The 19,585-nt window shown below is 39.8% G+C and carries 19 protein-coding genes; 3 read left to right on the forward strand and 16 right to left on the reverse strand.

Going from position 1 to position 19,585, the window contains the following annotated elements; all coding sequences use genetic code 11:
• Positions 1 to 223 precede the first annotated feature (223 nt).
• Positions 224 to 1,414, forward strand: coding sequence for a PQQ-dependent sugar dehydrogenase (locus GA0116959_RS07605; RefSeq protein WP_092719966.1), 1,191 nt, complete (start codon positions 224 to 226; stop codon positions 1,412 to 1,414).
• Positions 1,415 to 1,709: 295 nt separating this feature from the next.
• Here GA0116959_RS07605 and GA0116959_RS07610 read toward each other — a convergent pair whose 3' ends face one another.
• From GA0116959_RS07610 to ribF, 5 genes are all read right to left on the reverse strand, one after another.
• Positions 1,710 to 2,252 carry an NADPH-dependent FMN reductase gene (locus GA0116959_RS07610; protein ID WP_053579185.1) on the reverse strand — a complete coding sequence of 181 codons (543 nt, stop codon included), beginning with the start codon at positions 2,250 to 2,252 and terminating at the stop codon, positions 1,710 to 1,712.
• A gap of 145 nt (positions 2,253 to 2,397) precedes the next feature.
• Positions 2,398 to 2,880 carry an FKBP-type peptidyl-prolyl cis-trans isomerase gene (locus GA0116959_RS07615; protein WP_092719968.1) on the reverse strand — a complete coding sequence of 161 codons (483 nt, stop codon included), beginning with the start codon at positions 2,878 to 2,880 and terminating at the stop codon, positions 2,398 to 2,400.
• Complete coding sequence (lspA, locus tag GA0116959_RS07620) at positions 2,873 to 3,415, reverse strand: signal peptidase II (RefSeq protein ID WP_092719970.1); 543 nt, start codon at positions 3,413 to 3,415, stop codon at positions 2,873 to 2,875. Before lspA ends, GA0116959_RS07615 begins: the two co-directional genes overlap by 8 nt.
• Positions 3,408 to 6,254 carry an isoleucine--tRNA ligase gene (gene ileS / locus GA0116959_RS07625; RefSeq protein WP_092719972.1) on the reverse strand — a complete coding sequence of 949 codons (2,847 nt, stop codon included), beginning with the start codon at positions 6,252 to 6,254 and terminating at the stop codon, positions 3,408 to 3,410. The genes lspA and ileS overlap by 8 nt, the downstream gene beginning before the upstream one ends.
• 63 nt (positions 6,255 to 6,317) lie before the next feature.
• Positions 6,318 to 7,319 carry a bifunctional riboflavin kinase/FAD synthetase gene (gene ribF / locus GA0116959_RS07630; RefSeq protein WP_092719974.1) on the reverse strand — a complete coding sequence of 334 codons (1,002 nt, stop codon included), beginning with the start codon at positions 7,317 to 7,319 and terminating at the stop codon, positions 6,318 to 6,320.
• A 208-nt stretch (positions 7,320 to 7,527) separates the two neighbouring features.
• Here ribF and GA0116959_RS07635 point away from each other — a divergent pair, with 208 nt between their 5' ends.
• Entirely contained in the window at positions 7,528 to 8,658 is a 1,131-nt protein-coding gene (locus GA0116959_RS07635; RefSeq protein WP_092719976.1) for a TDT family transporter, read from the forward strand.
• A gap of 143 nt (positions 8,659 to 8,801) precedes the next feature.
• Positions 8,802 to 9,368 carry a phosphorylase family protein gene (locus GA0116959_RS07640; protein ID WP_092719977.1) on the forward strand — a complete coding sequence of 189 codons (567 nt, stop codon included), beginning with the start codon at positions 8,802 to 8,804 and terminating at the stop codon, positions 9,366 to 9,368.
• 121 nt (positions 9,369 to 9,489) lie between these two features.
• Here GA0116959_RS07640 and GA0116959_RS07645 read toward each other — a convergent pair whose 3' ends face one another.
• The 11 genes from GA0116959_RS07645 to GA0116959_RS07690 form a co-directional block, all read right to left on the reverse strand.
• Positions 9,490 to 10,104, reverse strand: a complete 615-nt coding sequence (locus GA0116959_RS07645) for a TetR/AcrR family transcriptional regulator (protein WP_053579192.1) — start codon at positions 10,102 to 10,104, stop codon at positions 9,490 to 9,492.
• Positions 10,105 to 10,458: 354 nt separating this feature from the next.
• Complete coding sequence (locus GA0116959_RS07650; RefSeq protein ID WP_092719979.1) at positions 10,459 to 11,268, reverse strand: ABC transporter ATP-binding protein; 810 nt, start codon at positions 11,266 to 11,268, stop codon at positions 10,459 to 10,461.
• Positions 11,269 to 11,278: 10 nt separating this feature from the next.
• Positions 11,279 to 12,094 (reverse strand): aliphatic sulfonate ABC transporter permease SsuC, encoded by an 816-nt coding sequence (gene ssuC / locus GA0116959_RS07655; protein ID WP_092719980.1) that lies wholly within the window; start codon positions 12,092 to 12,094, stop codon positions 11,279 to 11,281.
• Positions 12,094 to 13,269, reverse strand: a complete 1,176-nt coding sequence (gene ssuD, locus GA0116959_RS07660; protein WP_092719982.1) for an FMNH2-dependent alkanesulfonate monooxygenase — start codon at positions 13,267 to 13,269, stop codon at positions 12,094 to 12,096. The genes ssuC and ssuD overlap by 1 nt, the downstream gene beginning before the upstream one ends.
• A gap of 39 nt (positions 13,270 to 13,308) precedes the next feature.
• Positions 13,309 to 14,241, reverse strand: a complete 933-nt coding sequence (locus GA0116959_RS07665; protein WP_171256892.1) for a sulfonate ABC transporter substrate-binding protein — start codon at positions 14,239 to 14,241, stop codon at positions 13,309 to 13,311.
• A gap of 144 nt (positions 14,242 to 14,385) precedes the next feature.
• Entirely contained in the window at positions 14,386 to 15,348 is a 963-nt protein-coding gene (locus GA0116959_RS07670; protein ID WP_092719986.1) for a sulfonate ABC transporter substrate-binding protein, read from the reverse strand.
• Between the two features lie 324 nt (positions 15,349 to 15,672).
• The gene (gene argA / locus GA0116959_RS07675; protein WP_092719988.1) at positions 15,673 to 17,025 is read right to left on the reverse strand and encodes an amino-acid N-acetyltransferase; all 1,353 of its coding nucleotides are present in this window, start codon (positions 17,023 to 17,025) and stop codon (positions 15,673 to 15,675) included.
• Positions 17,026 to 17,174: 149 nt separating this feature from the next.
• Complete coding sequence (locus tag GA0116959_RS07680; RefSeq protein WP_092719989.1) at positions 17,175 to 17,546, reverse strand: RcnB family protein; 372 nt, start codon at positions 17,544 to 17,546, stop codon at positions 17,175 to 17,177.
• Positions 17,547 to 17,780: 234 nt separating this feature from the next.
• Entirely contained in the window at positions 17,781 to 18,185 is a 405-nt protein-coding gene (locus tag GA0116959_RS07685; RefSeq protein ID WP_053579200.1) for an RcnB family protein, read from the reverse strand.
• Positions 18,186 to 18,504: 319 nt separating this feature from the next.
• Positions 18,505 to 18,660: a hypothetical protein gene (locus tag GA0116959_RS14255; RefSeq protein WP_171256886.1), complete on the reverse strand. Its 156-nt coding sequence runs from the start codon at positions 18,658 to 18,660 to the stop codon at positions 18,505 to 18,507.
• 176 nt (positions 18,661 to 18,836) lie between these two features.
• Positions 18,837 to 19,583: a YciK family oxidoreductase gene (locus GA0116959_RS07690; RefSeq protein ID WP_092719991.1), complete on the reverse strand. Its 747-nt coding sequence runs from the start codon at positions 19,581 to 19,583 to the stop codon at positions 18,837 to 18,839.
• Between the last annotated feature and the right edge of the window lie 2 nt (positions 19,584 to 19,585).

A 19,585-nucleotide genomic window follows, 5' to 3' on the forward strand; every position in this document is an offset into this window, starting at 1 on the left:
TTACCCATGTGAGAGTAAGTCATCGCCAGCTCATTATTCTAAACCCCCCTCAGTCAAAAGACTGAGGGGGGTTTTTCTATACATAATTTAAAAAGCTGGAAAGTGAAATAAATAAATTTAAAAAATACCCGCATTCAATTTGGTTACCAATAAAAACAGCCAGTCCTTATTTTTAATTTAGGATGAAGGAAGTGATAAATTTTGATCATAGGGACGAATTTGAATGAAAATATTTCAACAGCAGATATTCAATACGATTATATTAACGGGCACATTTTTTTTAAGTGCATGTAGCACACAAGTCAGCTCATCATCCCAATCTGAACAAGAAAAAAAGAGCAATCACGCCTCTGCAATGCAGAAATCTAAGCAGTTAAATCAAACGTATCAAGTTAAAATTATTGAAAAATTTGATGAGCCTTGGGCTATGACGGCTTTGCCAAGTGGGCAACTTCTAGTTACTGAGCGTAAAGGAAAATTAAAACTATTTAATCCAACTACTCAGCAACAAATTGAGGTTCAAGGTTTACCAAAAGTGGCTTATGGTGGACAAGGTGGTTTAGGAGATCTTGCTGTACATCCTCAATTTGAGCAAAACCAGTATATCTATCTTAGTTATGTCGAGGCTGGGCAAGGTGGTTATGGTGCAGTAGTGGCTCGGGGAGAATTGGATTTAACAGATACAAAAAAACCGCAAATTAAAAATTTAAAGATGATTTGGCAACAAATTCCTAAAGTGTCTGGTCAAGGTCACTATAGCCATCGAATTTTGTTTGGAACAGATGGCAAACTTTGGTTGAGTTCGGGGGATCGTCAAAAGTTTGAACCTGCACAAGATATGAAGTCCAATTTAGGTAAAATATTGCGCTTAAATGATGATGGAACACCTGTTACTGATAATCCCTTTTTTAGTCAAGGAGCGATCGAAAAGCAAATCTGGTCTTTAGGGCATCGTAATCCATTGGGCCTCGCATTTGACCTCAAAAATCAGCTTTGGACTGTAGAAATGGGACCAAAAGGCGGAGATGAACTCAATCGAGTGATTAAAGGTCAAAATTATGGTTATCCTTTGGTCTCAAACGGGGATCACTATGATGGAACCGATATTCCAGATCATTCTACTCGACCTGAATTTCAAGCGCCTGAAATCAGTTGGACTCCAGTAATATCGCCATCAAGTTTGATTTTTTATAATGGGAATCAATTTCCTGCATGGAAAAATAAGGCATTAATTGGTGGATTATCTTCTGAAGCCATTGTTGTGGTCGATACCGAAGTCAAACCTGTCCAAGAAGTGCAACGCTTAAAGATGAAGCAACGAATTCGGGCTTTATTTGAAAATCAAGATGGTTCAATTTGGGTACTTGAAGATGGCAAAAATGCCAAATTACTGAAATTGGTTGCAAAAGAGTAAGTTATTACAATGTGACGGACGATACTCTTATTGTAGAAGTAGCGTCCGTATCCCAAAAAGAGATAGAAAACAAAAAACCCAACGTCCTGTTGAGTCTTTTGCTGTATTCATTACAATGTATAACTCCTGTTGTACCGATCAGCTTTCTACTGTTTTGTGCGCTTATCATTGTTGTTTTTCGCTTTAGAAAAATACTGTTTCTTTATAAACTCAGTCTAGGATTAAAAAATCTGACGAATAGCAGCAAAATTCTGCAAATACTCTAAGCTAAAAACCATTAAGAATGCTTCAAAACTTAAGCACTCACATATTGAATTAATTTATTTAAAATAGACTTGAGTGTTTTAGTATCAAATTCATTTGGCTCAAATTCTTCTGTTTTATTCCTTAAGAAGATGTCACGAATTTCAATCACTGCATTGCTATCAATCAAACCCAATTGCGTTCCCACTTGACGAATTTGGTCAATTGAACGTGAACCATTGGTGCTACCATAACCTATATAAGCCGCAGGTTTACCTTGCCATTCTTTGCCCAAATAGTCGAGTGCATTTTTTAAAGCAGGACTGTAGCCATGATTATATTCAGGGCTAATCAAAATAAAGGCATCTGCTGACGCAATTTTATCGGCCCACTGCTGTTGTTTGGGTTGATCGTAAATCCCTGTGAGCGGTGGATGGCTGCCTGCAAATATAGGTAAATCCCATTCTTTTAAATCGACCAATTCAACTTGAACAGTATTGAAATTTTCCTTCTCAATGCTCTGTTGTACCCATCGTGCGACTTTAATCGCGGTACGTCCTTCACGAACACTGCCTACAATAATTTGTATTCTCATAGTGAACTCATTTTTATCAAGTAGGCTTTAAATTAATATGAATAGCTTTGACTGGGTATGAGGAATTTGTATCTTTAAACATTAAAAAAAGCTCCCTAAGGAGCTTTTTTTAATACAATTTTCTTTGGCGCAGAATTATTGATTTTTAAACTAACTTAATCCCTTGTTGACCAGCAGGGGTCACTTTAAAAATTTCTACCTCAAAGGTAATATCTTTGCCTGCTAGAGGATGGTTGAAGTCAATCTCGGTAATGTGTTCACCGACTGATCTCACTACACCAAAGAGACTCTGCTTGGCTTTGTCTTCAAACTCGATCATGTGACCCACCACAGGCGTTTGTTCGAATTTAACGGTATCAAAAGTCTGTATGTTTTCAGGGTTCCAAGGGCCAAATGCATCTTCCGGAGGAAGACTGACTGTGCGACGATCGCCGGCACGTAAACCAAAAAGTGATTTTTCAAAACCAGGTAATAAACTACCGTCGCCCATGACCAAGCTTACAGGTTCTTCACGGCTACGTGTGTTATCAATTTCTACCCCATTTTCAATGGCAACTGAAAAGTGTAATTCTACTTTTGAGCCATCTGCAATACGGGTTTCTTCATTAGGATAAATAATTTCAGTCATGACGTTGTATCTCTGCCTGTTGAATACGTTTTTTTTCAAGAAAGAACGTATCGATCAACAGTAAAATAGTGCCTAAGGTGATTGCACTGTCTGCAATATTAAAAGCGGGGAAATGGCTGTTATTGTAATAAACGTGAACAAAATCGACCACATAACCTAAAGATACACGGTCAATTAAATTGCCAATCGCACCCCCTAAAATGAGAGCAATCGCGATAGGCAAAATTTTCACAGTTTTTGGCATACGCATCAGCCAAAATACAAAAATTACCGACACCAATGTTGCCAGCGAAGTAAAGAAATAACGCTGCCAACCACCCGCATCGGACAAGAAACTAAAAGCTGCGCCATAGTTATGCAGTAATGTCCAATTTAAAAAGGGCAGTACAGGCACTGGATCTGCATAATTCAGATGCGTTGTTGCAATCCATTTGGTCCATTGATCGAGAATAATCGCGACAATAGATAAGCCTAACCACATTAAATTATGTGGGTAGAATTGGAATAAGCCCTTTTTCGTTTGTGGATTAGGCATATTTTCTCTCTTCGCCTTGACCTGTAGGAAGGTTGATAATACAACGTGAACAAAGCCCTGGATGTTCAAGATGTGTATTTACATCTTGCAAGACATGCCAGCAACGCGCGCATTTTTCACCTGAAGCAGCTGAAACTTTTACACGCAAGCCTTCAAGGTCAGTGGCTTCACCTTGGGTTTCATCTAGTGCATTCACATATACAGTTGATGTGATAAGCACAAAACGCAATTCATCGCTTAGTTGATCCAGCACGTTTTTAAGTTCAGCACTTGCCCACAGTTCAACTTTGGCAGATAAATTTGAACCGATCAATTTTGCATTACGGGCTGCTTCAATTTGCTTATTGACCGCAGATTTAACCGCAATCATGGTTTGCCAGTCGGCTTCTGAAATCAGGTTGGCAGTTGAAGCAACAGGAATGTCATACCATTCTGTGGTAAATACATATTTCTCGGTCTGACCCGGAATTAACGGCCAAGCTTCTTGCGCAGTAAAGGTCAAGATCGGTGCCATCCAACGGACAAAGGCTTGTACCAAGTGATACAACGCAGTTTGTGCCGAATGACGCGCTTGAGAATCTGCTTTGGTGGTGTACTGACGGTCTTTGATAATGTCGAGGTAGAAACCACCCAAGTCATTAATACAGAAGTTGGTCAATGAACTGGCCACGATATGGAAATTCATATCTTCATAGGCTTGTTGAATGGTTTTTTGTACCTCAGCCGCACGTTGCAAGATGTATTGATCTAGCGCGATCAATTGATCCACGGGCAAGGCATCTGTCGCAGGGGTGAAACCATTTAGGTTTGCCAACAAGAAACGCAAAGTGTTACGAATACGACGGTAGCCGTCTGATGCACGGTTAAAGATTTCTTTACCTGCGGTCATTTCATAACGATAGTCTGCAGATGCAATCCAGAAACGTAAACCATCTGCACCCATATCTTTAATGATGTCTTGTGGTGTGATCACGTTGCCGATTGACTTCGACATTTTTCGGCCTTTTTCATCGACCACGAAACCGTGAGTCAATAAGCCTTTGTATGGTGCACGTTTATTAATCGCAATTGAAGTTAAGAGTGAAGACTGGAACCAACCACGGTGTTGATCTGAACCTTCAAGGTACAAATCAGCAGGATCAGTCAAATCTTCACGTTCACGAAGTACTGCATAATGCGTTGTGCCTGAGTCAAACCAAACGTCTAAGGTATCACGAACCGCGTTGTACTGTTCAGCATCCGTACCAATGAACTCAGATGCATCACGGTTATACCAACCATCAATGCCTTCTTGTTCGATCAGTTTAGCAACATCTTCAATCAGCTCAGGCGTACGTGGATGCAATTCGTTGGTGTCTTTATGTACGAAGAATGGAATTGGCACACCCCAAGTACGTTGACGCGAAATACACCAGTCTGGACGACCTTCGATCATCGATTGAATTCGGTTTTTACCCCAATCTGGCACAAAGCTGATGTCATTTTCGATTGCATTCAGTGCATTCTGACGTAAACCTTTGGCATCCATGCTGATGAACCATTGTGGGGTTGCACGGAAAATGATCGGTGTTTTATGACGCCAACAATGCGGATAGCTATGTTTGATTGGAATATGTGCCCAAAGCTTATTGTTGTCAGCCAGCGCTGCAATAATTTTTGGATTGGCTTTATAAATGTGCTCGCCTGCAAATAGGGGAGAGGTTGGTAAATACACCCCATTACCACCAACAGGATTGTCCACTTTTAAGTTGTACAACAAGCCGACTTTATAATCGTCCACACCATGGCCTGGTGCAGTATGTACTGCACCCGTACCACTGGTTGCAATCACGTGCTCACCCAAAATCACAGGCACTTGGCGCTCAGTAATTAAAGGATGCTGTAATTGTAAATTTTCAAGCTTAGCACCTGTAAAATCTGCCAAGACTTCAAACGTTATGTAACCGTAGCGTTCAATTGCCGATTCAACCAAATCTTTTGCAAGAATAAAGTTTTGATCAGCTTTTTCTTCACCACGTGCTTTTACTAACTGGTATTCGATATCGGTATGTACTGCAACGGCTTGGTTGGCTGGAATGGTCCAAGGCGTCGTTGTCCAAATCACCATATCGGTTGAATCAGTCACGCTCACGCCTAGACGTGCAGATAAATCCGCAAGATCAATAACGTTGAAACCGACATCAATCGCATCCGATTTTTTATCTTCATATTCAACTTCAGCTTCAGCAAGTGCTGAACCACAGTCTAAACACCAGTTGACGGGTTTAAGACCCGGCTCAATATGACCTGCTTTGGCAATTTCACCGAGTGAACGAACGATGTCTGCTTCTTGTTTGAAGTTCATCGTCAGATAAGGATTGTCCCAATCCCCAAAAACACCCATGCGTACGAAGTCTTTCTTTTGCAATTCGACTTGTGTGTAAGCATATTCACGGCAATGTTTACGGAATGTTGCAGCATCGACTTTAACGCCAACCTTACCGACTTTTTCTTCAACTTTCAGTTCAATTGGTAAACCGTGACAGTCCCAACCTGGAACATACGGTGCATCGAAACCATCCATCACACGGCTTTTGATGATGATGTCTTTGAGGACTTTATTGACTGCATGACCGAGGTGAATTTGACCATTGGCATAAGGAGGGCCGTCATGAAGCACATATTTTTTCTTGCCAATACGCGATGCACGAATCTGCTGATAAATGTTGTCGGCGTACCACTCTTCTAACCATTTTGCTTCTCGTACTGCAAGATTTGCTTTCATCGCAAATTCAGTACCTGGCAGGTTTAACGTGGCTTTATAATCCACAGCATTTTCAGTAGTTTGCTTATCGCTCATGCAAGTTGTCTTCCAATTAAATCAGTCTTAAGCTGACGCATTTTTCAATAAAATTTGGGGGATTTAAAAGGGGAAGTTGGGAGTATTGAGTCGAAAATCAAGCAATTTTTCAACATCATCATCAATTCCCGCTTTTAATGCTTCAAGCGAAGGGTAGTCCTTTTCACCATGTAAATAGTTCAAAAACGTCACCCGCATTAATAGGCCATACAGATTAGCAGAAACATCAGGAAAATGTACTTCTAATCGCCATTCTGGACGTTCTTGTTGGATGGCTGGACGCGTTCCAACATGACCTGCACCAAACAAACTTGTCGACATATAGCCTGCGATGCCCAATTGGTCTGGATGATCCTTTTTAACTTTCTGTTTTAACGATTCAGTTTCACACAATACATCTACGCCATAAATTCCATTCAAACAGGGTTTGTGACGATTTAAACGAACATTAATGGTTGGAAAGTCGATGGTACGTCCAATTTGGTCACCATATTGTACACGACCAATAATACTATAAGGACGACCCAGTAACTTTGCAGCTAAGGCTAAATCACCTGCCTGTAATGTTTGACGAATTCGAGTAGAGCTGACTCGCTCATTGCCCAATTCTATGGTATGCAAATTCGTGACCTGAAAACCGTAAGCATTTAAAAATTCACTGTTACCTTGACGGTTTTTTCCAAAATGAAAGTCGTCGCCTAAAACCAAATGTTCAGTATTGAGTTTATTTTTTAAAATTTCTGCAAATTGCTCTGCACTTAAGCTACGGAAATGATTATCAAATTTAGCAATCGCGATATAATCAACGCCTAATTCTGTTAAATATTCAACTTTTTCACGCAATGAACTAATACGTGGAGGTGCCTCATAGCCTTTAAAAAACTCTAAAGGTTGTGGTTCAAAAATCATCACCAACGTTTTTAAATTTTGTTTTGCTGCCAGTTGTTTTAATTGTGCAATCATGGCTTGATGACCCAAATGTACACCGTCAAAATTACCAATCGTCACGGCAGTCTTTGGCAATTGAAAATTGGGTGTTAAAGCATTCAAGCGGAGCAGCTTCATGGGCGAATCAATAAACAAGAAATGATTAGGACTATATATTGCCATAATCTTTGGCTTTCGTCTTGTCGTTGTGTTTTTAGGCCAGCTTTTTTCACAAACAATAAAATTTATATCAATATTAATGATATTAAGAATAAATATTAATCAGTTTTTCTTATTTAAAAGAAGTTTTAAACTGTCTATATCGCCACTTTATAGGTTTCCAGTGATGAATAGACCTTTTCAACAACTACCGCAGATGCAGGATCTCATTCGACATTTTACCCCGAATTGGTTTGCTGTGACGATGGGAACAGGAGTTTTGGCTCTGATTGTCGCTGAATTACCGTTTGATTCGTTTTTAATGGGGCAAATGGGGACTATTTTATGGCAAATGAATATGCTGATATTCATCTTGTTTTCAATATTGTATGGCTTGCGTTGGTTGATTTTTCCACACGAAGCGAGACAAATTTTTAAACATGCCAGTATGAGTTTGTTTTTAGGCGCGATTCCGATGGGACTGGCCACTATTTTGAATGGATTCTTGAAATTCGGCGTGCCCTTGTACGGGGATACTGCTGTTCAGATTGCACAAATGTTGTGGTATATCGATGTTGTGATGGCGCTTGTAATTGCTTGGATTATTCCATTTTGTATGTATAGCATACAGCAGCATGACTTAAAAACGATGTCTGCCGTGTGGTTATTGCCGATTGTCGCCTGTGAAGTTGCTGCCAGTTCAGGTGGGTTATTGCTCGCACATCTGCCGATGGGACAACAGGCGGTTGCAATATTATTGGGCAGCTATGTGCTTTGGGGTATTTCAGTTTTACCTGCATTCGCAATTTTAAGTATTTTAATGCTGCGTTTGGCACTTCATCAATTACCAGCGAAAGAACTCGCAATCAGCAGTTGGTTGGCTTTAGGCCCTATTGCAACGGGTGCATTGGCCTTACTGTTATTAGGTGCTCAAGCTCCGCAAGTATTGGCAGTGATTGGGATGCAAAGTTTAGGAGAGATCTTTCAGCAGGTGGGTGTTTTCGCCAGTTTGATTTTATTGGGCTTTGCGACATGGTGGTTTGGAATCGCTGTTTTGACGACTCTGAAGTATGTTCAAGATTTGCCTTTTAATTTAGGTTGGTGGGGGCTTACTTTTCCATTGGGGGTATTCAGTTTAGCTGTGCTGAACTTGGGCCATCAGATGAATTTATTGTTTATTTCTCAGCTCGGATATGGCTTTGCCACGATTTTAATCCTGCTCTGGATTATGGTCGCTTATAAAACCATACAGGGCTTTTATCAGGGGCATTTATTTTTCTCTCCCTGTTTGAAAGCATATTTGGACGAACAACGTTAAAACATCTTTTCTTTAAGCGTATTTATATCTATAAATACGCTTCATTTTAAAATGACAGTTTAGACAAGTGGCATCTATGATTTGCAGAGCTTTGGTTTTTCATTTTTAATGTATGCAGTTTTTGGTGGGGTATAGGTAAAGTAATGTCCGATTTGGCTTTAATCATGGCGCTTCCAAATGAATCAAAAGATTTGTTTGAACAGGCAGGCATTCAAGTGCATTACAGCGGTATAGGAAAAGTGAATGCAGCATTCAAAGCCTTTGAAGTCATTCAGAAAACGGGTTGTAAAACCTTGTTAAACTTGGGGAGTGCTGGAAGTTCACATTTCGATGCACATGCATTGGTTGAAGTGATGACGTTTGTACAACGTGATATGGATGTTTCACCTTTGGGTTTTGCAGTTGGGGTCACTCCGATGGATCATGATCATCCTGCGGATATTCATTTAGAGACTTATTTTCAGCATTTGCCGAATGGCATTTGTGGAACAGGGGATAGCTTTGAAATTGGATTACCCAAAGTTCCTTGTCACTTGGTTGATATGGAAGGTTATGCCTTAGCCAAAGTGTGTAAAAAATTGGATGTACGCTTAATTTCTGTCAAATATATTACAGATGGTGCAAATGACAGCGCACATTTAGATTGGGAAGAAAATTTATTATTGGGGGCACAAAAAATGTTAGCTCTTTATCAGCATCATTTTGTTTAAAGGCCAAAGCCGTTATTTTTATTATAAGAATTATTTATTATTAAGTCATTTATAAAAAATTTGGCGACCATAGAACGCTATGGTCGTATGCCAAAATGATCCATCTTGATCATTCAACATTTTAAGCGCGAGGAATAACGCCGTACAACATCATATGCACACTATGTTGAATAATCCGCTGTTGCATACTGCGATTGCGTAAGGTTTTACCCGTAACCATTTCCATTTGGGTTGCAAAATCTGCATAGTTTTGAGTAATGGCCCAAATATTTAAAATTAAGAGTTCAGGATCAATTTGGGCTGAAATTTTTCCTTGCTCTTGCCAAGTGCTAATGACTTTGGCTTTACGTTTAAATAATTTCTTTAATGGACCCTTCAAGATTGGCAAAATATGCGGTGCCCCTTGAATGACCTCTAAAGCAAACAAGCGAGATGCTTTGGGTTGGGTACGAGAAACTTCAATTTTTTGCAATAAATAATTGGTGATGGCTTCTTCAGGTTCAAGCTCAGCTTCTAACATTTGTAAAGGGGCCAGCCATTTTTGTAATACTGTGGTCAGTACCTCGACATATAGGGCTTCTTTATTTTCATAATAATAGAAAATATTGGATTTATGCATTTCAGCAATTTGAGCAATCTCATCTAAGCTTGCCCCACTAAAACCATATAGGGAAAAGACATCTAGCGCTGCATTAAGCAGTTGGTGTCGTTTTTGAATACTCTTTTTTTGTTCCATCGGCCATTTAAAGACAATTAAAAGTGGAACCGTAAATTGTACGACAAATCGGCAGACTTGTGCATAGACAAAGGATTTTAATTTTAGATCACTTTAATATTCTTTTTTTAGATCAATGATTAAAGAACAACATTTTGAAGTTGTGTAAAAATAGAGACATCACAGTAAAATTGACTTTTAAATAAAATTAAATGATTCAATTAAAATAATTTTCTGAATTTTGAAATTGATTGGTAGTGATAAAATTAACTGTATATTTAGCTTAAGAATAAAATTAAAAATTAGATTTACTTTAAGATGCGGGAAATGAGCAAATACCATTCATCGGGATGTGCCCATTTCAATGATCCAACATCAAGTGGCCAATACCGCATTTAGAATTTGTTGTTCTAATTCGCTAAAGGCATAGTTCTTTTGCCTTGGTCGTGGTAATTCCACTTTAAATTGTTTTGCGATCTGCCCTTGGTCAAGCAAAATAATCCGATCTGCCAATTGAACAGCTTCACTGACATCATGGGTCACCAAAATGGCGGTAAAACCCTGTTCAAGCCATAATTTTTCAATCAAGTTTTGCATTTCTAGTCGAGTCAGCGCATCTAAAGCACCTAAAGGTTCATCCAGTAATAAAATTCGTGGTTTATGTGATAGGGCGCGTGCAAGAGCAGTTCGTTGTCTTTGCCCGCCTGAAAGTTGTGATGGCCAAAAGCCCGCTTTTTCTTTAAGACCAACTTTTTCCAACAAAGTAGAGGCATTCGCTTGGTCTTGCTTAGCCAAACCTAACTGTACATTTTGTTCAATACTTCGCCATGGCAATAGTCTAGGATCTTGAAACATCACCCGAATATCATCACTATTAATCCCTTCACGAATATGACGGGCCGATTTAAATTTAATTTCGCCATAACTTGGCTGTTCTAAATCAGCAATTAAACGTAATAACGTACTTTTACCACACCCACTTCGACCGACAATCGCTAAAAATTCACCTGGTTGAATATGTAAATCTAAATCTTCTAGAACTTTTACTTCAGCATAAAATTTATACAATTGCTCAATCAGAATTTCTGCACCTGTTACAGCATGTGGATTGATGTCAGGTGAAGCCGAATGATCAGCAATGATCTTATTCTTCGCGACATGTTGTCCTAAACTTAAATCAGTCATCATGTACTCCTTATTCTTGGTATCCCGCATGCCAGCGCAGCAAGTATTTTTCCAAACCAACAGCCAATACATCTGCCAGTTTACCTAGTAATGCGTAAAGTAATATTCCAACTAAAACGATATCTGTTTGTAAAAACTCACGAGCATTCATGGTCATATAACCAATACCAGACTGTGCAGAAATTGTTTCAGCCACAATCAGTAGTACCCAAACTAGACCCAGTGCAAAGCGCAGACCGACTAAAATAGAGGGCATCGCACCCGGTAAAATGATTTCTTTATACAATTGCCAACGCGTTAAGCCGTAGCTTTTTCCCATTTCAATCAGTTGAGGGTCGACTGAGCGAATGCCATGGTAGGTGTTAATGTAAATAGGAAAAAATACCCCAATCGCGACTAAAAATAGTTTTGCCGATTCATCTATGCCGAACCATAAAATCACCAAAGGAATAAGAGCCAAAGCAGGAATATTTCGGATCATCTGCAAAGTGGTATCCAATAAGTTGGATGCGATTTTAGATGAACCGTTCAGTAAACCTAAAAATAAACCCAAGCCACCACCTACGAGCAAGCCAAGCAAGGCGCGTCCAGCACTGACTTTAACGTGTTGCCACAGTTCGCCATTCATGAGCAAATGCCAAAAAGCGCTAATAACAGCAGTGGGTGCAGGCAAAATTCGGCTTTCTAACCAACCGACACTGGAGGCAGCTTGCCAGATAACAATTAAAATGAATGGAACCAACCAAGGCAATAAGGGTCGTCCAATTCGTGTTCCACGTGAAACCTTTTTTTTAGTTAAAGTTTCTGCAGAAATAATATGCGTCATTAAGCCAACTCCTGAGACTGCTTATGCTGTTTAGCAGCATCGGGCACGTAATTATTCGCCACAACTTCTCCAAATGGCCCTGTCAAATTCGGTTGAACTAATTTTTGTTGTGTTTGTAGCGGCAGTAAAGGGAAGACCAATTCGGCAAAACGAATCGATTCTTCAAGATGAGGATAGCCTGAGAAAATGAAGGTACTGATCCCTAAGTCTGCATATTCCTGAATGCGATCGGCAACAGTTTGCGGATCACCGACCAATGCTGTACCCGCACCGCCACGAACCAAACCGACACCTGCCCATAGATTGGGTGATACTTCTAATTTACTGCGATCACCATTGTGTAATTCCGCCATACGACGCTGCCCAACAGAATCCATAGTTTTGAATTTGGCTTGTGCAGCAGCAATGGTTGCATCATCTACATATTGAATCAGTTCATCTGCTGCTTGCCATGCTTGTTCAGTGGTTTCACGTACAATGACATGTAAGCGGATACCATAGTTAAGTTCACGACCTTTGGCCTGAGCTTTGGCTTTAACCACAGCAATTTTATCTTTAACTGCTTCAGGCGGTTCACCCCAAGTTAAATAAGTGTCAACTTGTGAGGTTGCCAATTCAATCGCATCTTCAGATGAACCACCGAACCAAAGTGGTGGATAAGGTTGTTGAATGGGGGGATAAAGTAATTTCGCATCATCCACACTCAGGCGTTCACCGTGAAAGCTAAAACTTTCGCCTGTGTGTGAGCGAGTCAGAATTTCGCGCCAGATTTTGACATATTCATTGGCTGTTTTATAACGGGTAGAATGATCCTCATAAACACCATCACCTTGGAGTTCCTTTTCATCTCCGCCTGTCACCAAGTTTAGTAAAACGCGACCATTTGATAATCGGTCAAACGTAGCTACCATTCGTGCTGCCAAGGCAGGCGTAGTAACACCTGGGCGTAAGGCAACTAAAAATTTTAAATTTTTGGTTGCATCAATCAGGCTGGCTGCGGTCAGCCATGGATCTTCACAAGAACGTCCAGTGGGAATCAGCACACCTTCATAACCCAAATGATCTACTGCGACTGCAATCTGTTTCATGTAGCTATGATCCACTTGACGTGCACCTTTGCTCGTACCTAAATAACGACTGTCACCATGAGTGGGAATGAACCAGAAAATTTTCATATTGTTATCCTAATAAATGAATTTTTAAATAGATGATGATTATTTGCCTGTCCAAACGGCTTGCTTCACCTGAATTGAATGAGGAATAAGCTTGAGTTCACTAAAACGGTTGGCGAGTTGTTGTTGATCGGCAATGACTTTGCTATTTAAGGGAGCAGCAGCAGAAGGCCTCGGGCGTCGGTCAATAAACACTTGGCTGACTTGTGTTTTTAAGCCTGTATTCTGTCCAATGGTTTGCGCTGTTTCAGCCCGATGGCTTTGTACCCATTGATCTGCGACATTGATTTGCTGAATAATGCTTTTGATCGCACGTGGATGCTGTTTGACAAAATTGGGTGCAGCCAAATAAAAAGTGTAGTTTGGGCTAAGGCCTTGGCCTGATGCCAAAACTTTGGCTTGATCTTCAAGTTGCGCAGAAGCGTAGTAAGGATCCCAAATAGCCCATGCATCGACAGCACCTTTTTGGAAAGCTGCACGGGCATCAGCAGGGCTGAGCCAAATCGGCTGAATATCTGACCATTGCAGTCCTGCTTTACGAACTGCTTGTAGCAACAAATAATGTGCACTTGAGCCTTTTTGCAAGGCAATTCGTTTACCTTTTAATTGTGCTAACTGGGTTAGATCCGAATGTTTCGGCACTAAAATAGCCGACGTTAACGGTTTGGCTGCTTCATAGGCAATGTAGTACAACGGCTTATTCGCTGCTTGTGCATACACAGGCGGTGTATCGCCTGTAACTCCTATATCCAGAGAACCGACTGCCAGTGCTTCTAAAATTTGTGGGCCAGCAGGAAATTCATTCCAAGTGATTTTTGCATTTGGAAATTCTTTCTCATACAGTTTTTGTTGTTTTGCAATCGCAAAATTAATTGAGCTTTTTTGAAAACCAATCCGCAATTTTTTGACAGTTGGATCAACCGCCCAACTTGCAGTTGAACTCAACATTGCACACGCCAACAATAAAGTCATCATGCCACGATTACGGGGATTAAACCTGATAGACGTTTTATGTTGTACAAGATGTTGAGTCATTTATTCATCCTCTAAAGTTGAGTTGACTGGTCTGGTCTATGCTTAATCCAAACTTTGGATTTACATGGTTTTAAATGAGTAGGCTTAATGCGCCAAAATGGCGGCTTGAATATTAATTTTATTTGGAATGAGTTTTTGCTGATAAAAAGCATCCGCTACAAATTGCTGCTCTTTTGCAACTTGCGCTGTAATAGGTTTTACCCCAAAGCCCATCCGTGAAATTGAAGTCTTTAAAATTGCACTGTCTAGGCCAGTGGCTTTTTCTAATAGCTGAGCCGCTTCATTTTGATGTTGAGCCACCCAAGTTGTGGTTGTATTCAACTCATTCACCACAGTTTTTAAAAGCTCAGGATGTTGTTGGGCAAATTCACGATCTGCTAAATAAAACTGATGATTGCTGACCAGATTCTGACCGGTTGCCAGCACTTTTGCCCCCAGTTGTTTTTCTGCTGCAGCATAGAAGGGATCCCAAATGACCCAAGCATCTACGGCACCTTTTTCAAAGGCAGCACGGGCATCAGCAGGGGGTAAATACACCACGTCAATATCATCAAGTTTGAGCTGGTTTGCTTCGAGAACTTTGAGTAATAAATAATGTACATTTGAGCCTTTATTAAGGACAACACGTTTGCCTTTTAAGTCTTTTATGGACTGAATAGGAGAGTTCTTAGGAATAATCAAGGCTTCAGCTAAAGGTGCGGAAGGTTGGTTGGCAATGTAAACCAAATTTGAATTTGCAGCCTGTGCAAAGATTGGTGGCGCTTCACCTGCTTCACCAAATGACACACTACCGACATTTAAACCTTCCAGTAACTGTGGGCCAGCAGGGAATTCAATCCATTTGACTTTTATATTTTGGTCTTTCAATACTTTTTCTAAAGTACCGCGCTCTTTCAAAATGGGTAAAACACCATATTTTTGATAGCCCACATTTAAGGTCAGCGTTTCTGCCTCTTTTTGAGCACAGCCAGACAACAGGATTGCACTTGCAACTAAAGTGGATAAAACGCGTGATTTGTTCCAAAAACTGGTCTGAAAGGTGCTCACAAAAGACTGCTCCGAAATAGAAAGATTCAATATTGAATACAGGCTAAAGCCTTTTCTATTTCGAAAATAATAAAAAAATCGCAATTGTTCATGAATAAAAAAGATAAACTAAAAAACGTAAAGCTTAGCTAAAAATATGCTAGAGAAGAGTCTGACAAAAATGAGCCTGAAAATTTTAAGTTTTTGATATTATTATTAATTTAAATTTTCTTGATTCACTCTCATTAAATGGATGAAAAAATAAAATAGCTTATATGCGTATGTTTTGATGCAAAATAAATAACGATATCAACATTACAGATATCAACATATAAAAAAAGCCACTTAAAGTGACTTTTTAAAAACCAATGAATTTCTTTGATAGTTATACATTGCCTGACGCGCGTTCGGCAGATCATCCACATTGGCAGGTTCAAAACCATGTTCAACAAACCAATGTGCAGTACGTGTAGTCAAGACAAAAAGTTGCTGAATCCCCATACTTTTTGCTTTGTCTTGTAAATAATTCAGAATTTGACTGCCACGATTAGACTGGCGATAAGTCGGATCGACTGCGACACAGGCAATTTCAGCAGATTTCAACGTATTTTCTGCATGAGGAATCGGATACAGCGCGGCACAGGCTAAAATCATACCATCACGTTCAATCACAGAAAATTGTTCAATTTCACTTTCTAAACGTTCCCGTGAGCGATAAACCAAAATGCCTTCTGCCTCAAGTGGACGAAGTAAATTCATTAATCCTCCGACATCCTGAATAGTCGCAGTACGGACTTCTTCATAATGTGCATCGGTCATCATGGTGCCAGAACCATCACGAGTAAATAGTTCTTCAAGAAGTGCACCATCAGAGGTATAGGAAATCAGATGGACACGATTGACACCTTTAAGGCAGGCATTTTTGGCATCGCGTAACTGTAAAGCAATATTGGGATTGAAATCTTGGTATTGCAAAATATACTGATCCAGTTGATGGGGAGCAATTTCACGTTGTAATTGTCCCATTGCATTAAATAAACCCGATTGTTTACCCAAAAAAATCAATTTATCCGCTTTTAATAAAATTGCAGTATTGGTGGCGACTTCTTCTGCAACCAAATTAAAGACTTCACCCGTATTGGAATATCCCGTTGGACCAAGCAAAACAATATTATGATTTTCCAGATGGCGTTGAATGGCATCTGTATCGACCGTGCGTACTTCGCCCGTCAGCTGAAAGTCAATACCATCTCGAATGCCATAGGGTTTTGCTGTCACAAAATTACCTGAAACCACATCAATACGTGCACCATACATTGGAGAGTTGGCGAGTCCCATCGACAGTAAGGCTTCAATTTGCAGGCGAATCGAGCCTACTGCATTCATTACACAACTTAATGATTCACGGGTAGTAATACGACGGTGCTGATGAAATGGCGTTTGAATAGCACTGGTTTTTAAATTCTGATTAATTTGCGCACGTGCGCCGTGTACCAAAATGAGATGAATCCCTAAAGAATGCAGCAGGGCAATGTCATGCACAATATGTTGGAAATTCTCATGTTGTACCGCTTCGCCATCAAACATAATGACAAACGTTTTATTCCGATGAGCATTGATATAAGGCGCAGAATGTCGAAACCAATGCACATATTGCAAAGTTGTGCTTTGTGACGTTTCCGATGAATTCGTATGCATACCTATCTCAAATCAAGAATAAAAACTTAGCTATGATTCTAATCAAAAAAAAGCCCAGAGGAAGGATAAAATAAAAAAAACACCTTAAGCGCAGTTAAGGTGTTTTAAAAAGAAGAAAAGACTTAAGCCAAATGGCTAGATTTTAGTGCTTAGCCTTGAATACGGATAATACGGTTGTTTCGTTCATTGACCAGTACATAATCGCCATTCACCTTGTACCATTGCTGATTACGACTCACTTTAGGTAAACGACGCGCTTCACGGTCACTGACTTCAAAGCGAGAGTTGCTGTATTGACGCGGTAAAGTTTGACCGGTACGCCAATCACGGCTTGGATTTACACGTTTGTTATCATAACGATTTTGTTCATAACGGTTGTTATTGTCCCAGCGCTTGTCTTGATGCGACTGTGCATGATTATAACCTTGACGATCATCATAACGATGATCTGGTGCTGCCATCGCAGAAGTGGCAATTAGTGCGGATAATGAAAGTGCAAGAGTCGTTAAAAGTTTTTTCATGATGTTCACCTTAGATGATTTTTTAGAGATCTTTTCGATAGATCAAAATTAACCAAAAAGTAGAGATAAAAAATGAGAGCTGTATAGGTGAATTGTGAAATTGATGGAGAAATAAAGAAGAGTTAGCATTTGTCAAACATACTGAATATAAAAGCCTGCGCCTAAAAGCGGCAGAGAGAAAACAAAAAAAAGCTCAAACCAAAGTTTGAGCTTAAATTTTATCGCTTTAAATTTTTAAAAGCCTTTAATTTGTACAATATTATGACTGTCTGAATCGACTAAAATGTAGTCATTGTTGATTTTGTACCATTGTTGGTTGCGCGAAGGCTTGGGTAAATCGAGATTTTTATAATCGACCTTATAACCATTGCCGCGATAATGCTGTGGCATGACATAACCCGTTTGCCATTTATGCTGTTGCAAACGTTTTACGCCACGTTCTTCACGACCACGGCGTTTATCTTGCATACGCTCATCGTCATCATCCTCACGGAAATCTCGATTTTTATTCGATTCTTGATGACGCGGATGATCCCAACCACGACTTCTATCCTGTTTATCGTGAGGTGCAGCAGTACTGACACTGCTTGCCATCAATGCACTGAAAGAAATTGCCAAAATTGTCAAAATCTTTTTCATGTTGAACCCTCATAAAAAAAAGTATTAATTTCATTGGACTTAATGTACAAAAAAATTGCAGAGAAACTGTGAAGATACGGCACTCATTTATTAAAAAATACAGAGACATTCAGGAGATGCTGAAAAATAAGTGCTAAAGCTGCCCAAATTTAAAACTACTTGATTGAGTTTTCAACATGATAAAACAGCTGTATAGAGAAGTAAAAATGAATAAATAAATTCTAGCAAAATTTCAGTCTGGATTTTATTTCAGTCAGATAGACTGGCCTGTCAAAAGGTCGCCATATTGAGGCTAAAGCTTGAGCTGGAATAAAATGACCTAATTCCACTGCTCTGCCAAATTTTGTAGAGAATAGACCGCTTTAGCAATATCTTCAGCCCGCTGGACATCATCCAGTCCTTGAATGAGCAGATGAGAAAGTTGTAACTGTTCAATAAAACCAATCATTTCAATTTTACGTTTTAAATCAATCATGTCACTTTCCTGAACATATATTCTAAATTACAGATCAGCTTAGATTAATTTTTTAATTTGTAAAACCGAATATTATTGTAAAATTCATCTAAAAATGCGATTTAGATTGAGTTCGATTTTGCCTAATAAAAAGGGAGTTCTTAAAACTCCCTTTTACACGCTTTTTTATTTAAACCCTAGTCTTGGGCATCAATACTTTCACCATTCATATGCAAACTATCATCACCCATGAGGTATAAATAGCCAGGCATAATCATTTCAGGTGTTGCTAACGTTTTAGGATCTTCATCAGGATAGGCTTTAGCCCGCATTGCAGTACGGGTTGCACCTGGATTAATGCAGTTAAAACGTATATTCGGATGAACATTTTCTTTTGCAAACAGTTGACTGACCGCTTCAATGGCAATTTTTGACACTGAATATGCACCCCAACATGCCCGTGCTTCTCGACCGACACCGGAACTTGCAAAAACCACCGAAGCATGTTCAGATTTTTCGAGTAATGGCAAAAGCTCTTGAGTCATGATAAAGGGTGCACGTAAATTTACAGCCATGACATCATCCCAGACATCCGCAGGATAATTCGCCAATTCGGTCCGTTCACCCAAAATACCCGCATTATGTAAAATGCCATCTAAGCGACCAAATTGCTTTTCTAAGGTATCGACCAGAAGCTCATAATCTCGAGACGAGGCACTCGACAGTTGTAAAGGCAAAATAGCAGGTTGTGGTGCACCTAAACTTTCAATCTCATCATAAATGACTTCAAGCTTATTGAGCGTACGGCCATGCAAAACAACGGTTGCACCATGTAGTGCATAACTGAGCGCTGCTGCACGACCAATACCATCGCCCGCACCCGTAATCAGGATAATGCGATCTTTTAATAGATCTGGGCGAGGCTGATATTCTGAATATTTCATGT

This window comes from Acinetobacter albensis (genome assembly GCF_900095025.1).
In the GTDB taxonomy this organism is placed as follows: Bacteria; Pseudomonadota; Gammaproteobacteria; order Pseudomonadales; family Moraxellaceae; genus Acinetobacter; species Acinetobacter albensis.

Excerpts from the sequence above, each read along its gene's own strand:
- GA0116959_RS07605 (WP_092719966.1), top strand. The coding sequence starts at position 224 with ATGAAAATATTTCAACAGCAGATATTCAATACGATTATATTAACGGGC.
- GA0116959_RS07610 (WP_053579185.1), bottom strand. The coding sequence starts at position 2,252 with ATGAGAATACAAATTATTGTAGGCAGTGTTCGTGAAGGACGTACCGCG.
- GA0116959_RS07615 (WP_092719968.1), bottom strand. The coding sequence starts at position 2,880 with ATGACTGAAATTATTTATCCTAATGAAGAAACCCGTATTGCAGATGGC.
- lspA (WP_092719970.1), bottom strand. The coding sequence starts at position 3,415 with ATGCCTAATCCACAAACGAAAAAGGGCTTATTCCAATTCTACCCACAT.
- ileS (WP_092719972.1), bottom strand. The coding sequence starts at position 6,254 with ATGAGCGATAAGCAAACTACTGAAAATGCTGTGGATTATAAAGCCACG.
- ribF (WP_092719974.1), bottom strand. The coding sequence starts at position 7,319 with ATGAAGCTGCTCCGCTTGAATGCTTTAACACCCAATTTTCAATTGCCA.
- GA0116959_RS07635 (WP_092719976.1), top strand. The coding sequence starts at position 7,528 with ATGAATAGACCTTTTCAACAACTACCGCAGATGCAGGATCTCATTCGA.
- GA0116959_RS07640 (WP_092719977.1), top strand. The coding sequence starts at position 8,802 with ATGTCCGATTTGGCTTTAATCATGGCGCTTCCAAATGAATCAAAAGAT.
- GA0116959_RS07645 (WP_053579192.1), bottom strand. The coding sequence starts at position 10,104 with ATGGAACAAAAAAAGAGTATTCAAAAACGACACCAACTGCTTAATGCA.
- GA0116959_RS07650 (WP_092719979.1), bottom strand. The coding sequence starts at position 11,268 with ATGACTGATTTAAGTTTAGGACAACATGTCGCGAAGAATAAGATCATT.
- ssuC (WP_092719980.1), bottom strand. The coding sequence starts at position 12,094 with ATGACGCATATTATTTCTGCAGAAACTTTAACTAAAAAAAAGGTTTCA.
- ssuD (WP_092719982.1), bottom strand. The coding sequence starts at position 13,269 with ATGAAAATTTTCTGGTTCATTCCCACTCATGGTGACAGTCGTTATTTA.
- GA0116959_RS07665 (WP_171256892.1), bottom strand. The coding sequence starts at position 14,241 with ATGATGACTTTATTGTTGGCGTGTGCAATGTTGAGTTCAACTGCAAGT.
- argA (WP_092719988.1), bottom strand. The coding sequence starts at position 17,025 with ATGCATACGAATTCATCGGAAACGTCACAAAGCACAACTTTGCAATAT.
- GA0116959_RS07680 (WP_092719989.1), bottom strand. The coding sequence starts at position 17,546 with ATGAAAAAACTTTTAACGACTCTTGCACTTTCATTATCCGCACTAATT.
- GA0116959_RS07685 (WP_053579200.1), bottom strand. The coding sequence starts at position 18,185 with ATGAAAAAGATTTTGACAATTTTGGCAATTTCTTTCAGTGCATTGATG.
- GA0116959_RS14255 (WP_171256886.1), bottom strand. The coding sequence starts at position 18,660 with ATGATTGATTTAAAACGTAAAATTGAAATGATTGGTTTTATTGAACAG.
- GA0116959_RS07690 (WP_092719991.1), bottom strand. The coding sequence starts at position 19,583 with ATGAAATATTCAGAATATCAGCCTCGCCCAGATCTATTAAAAGATCGC.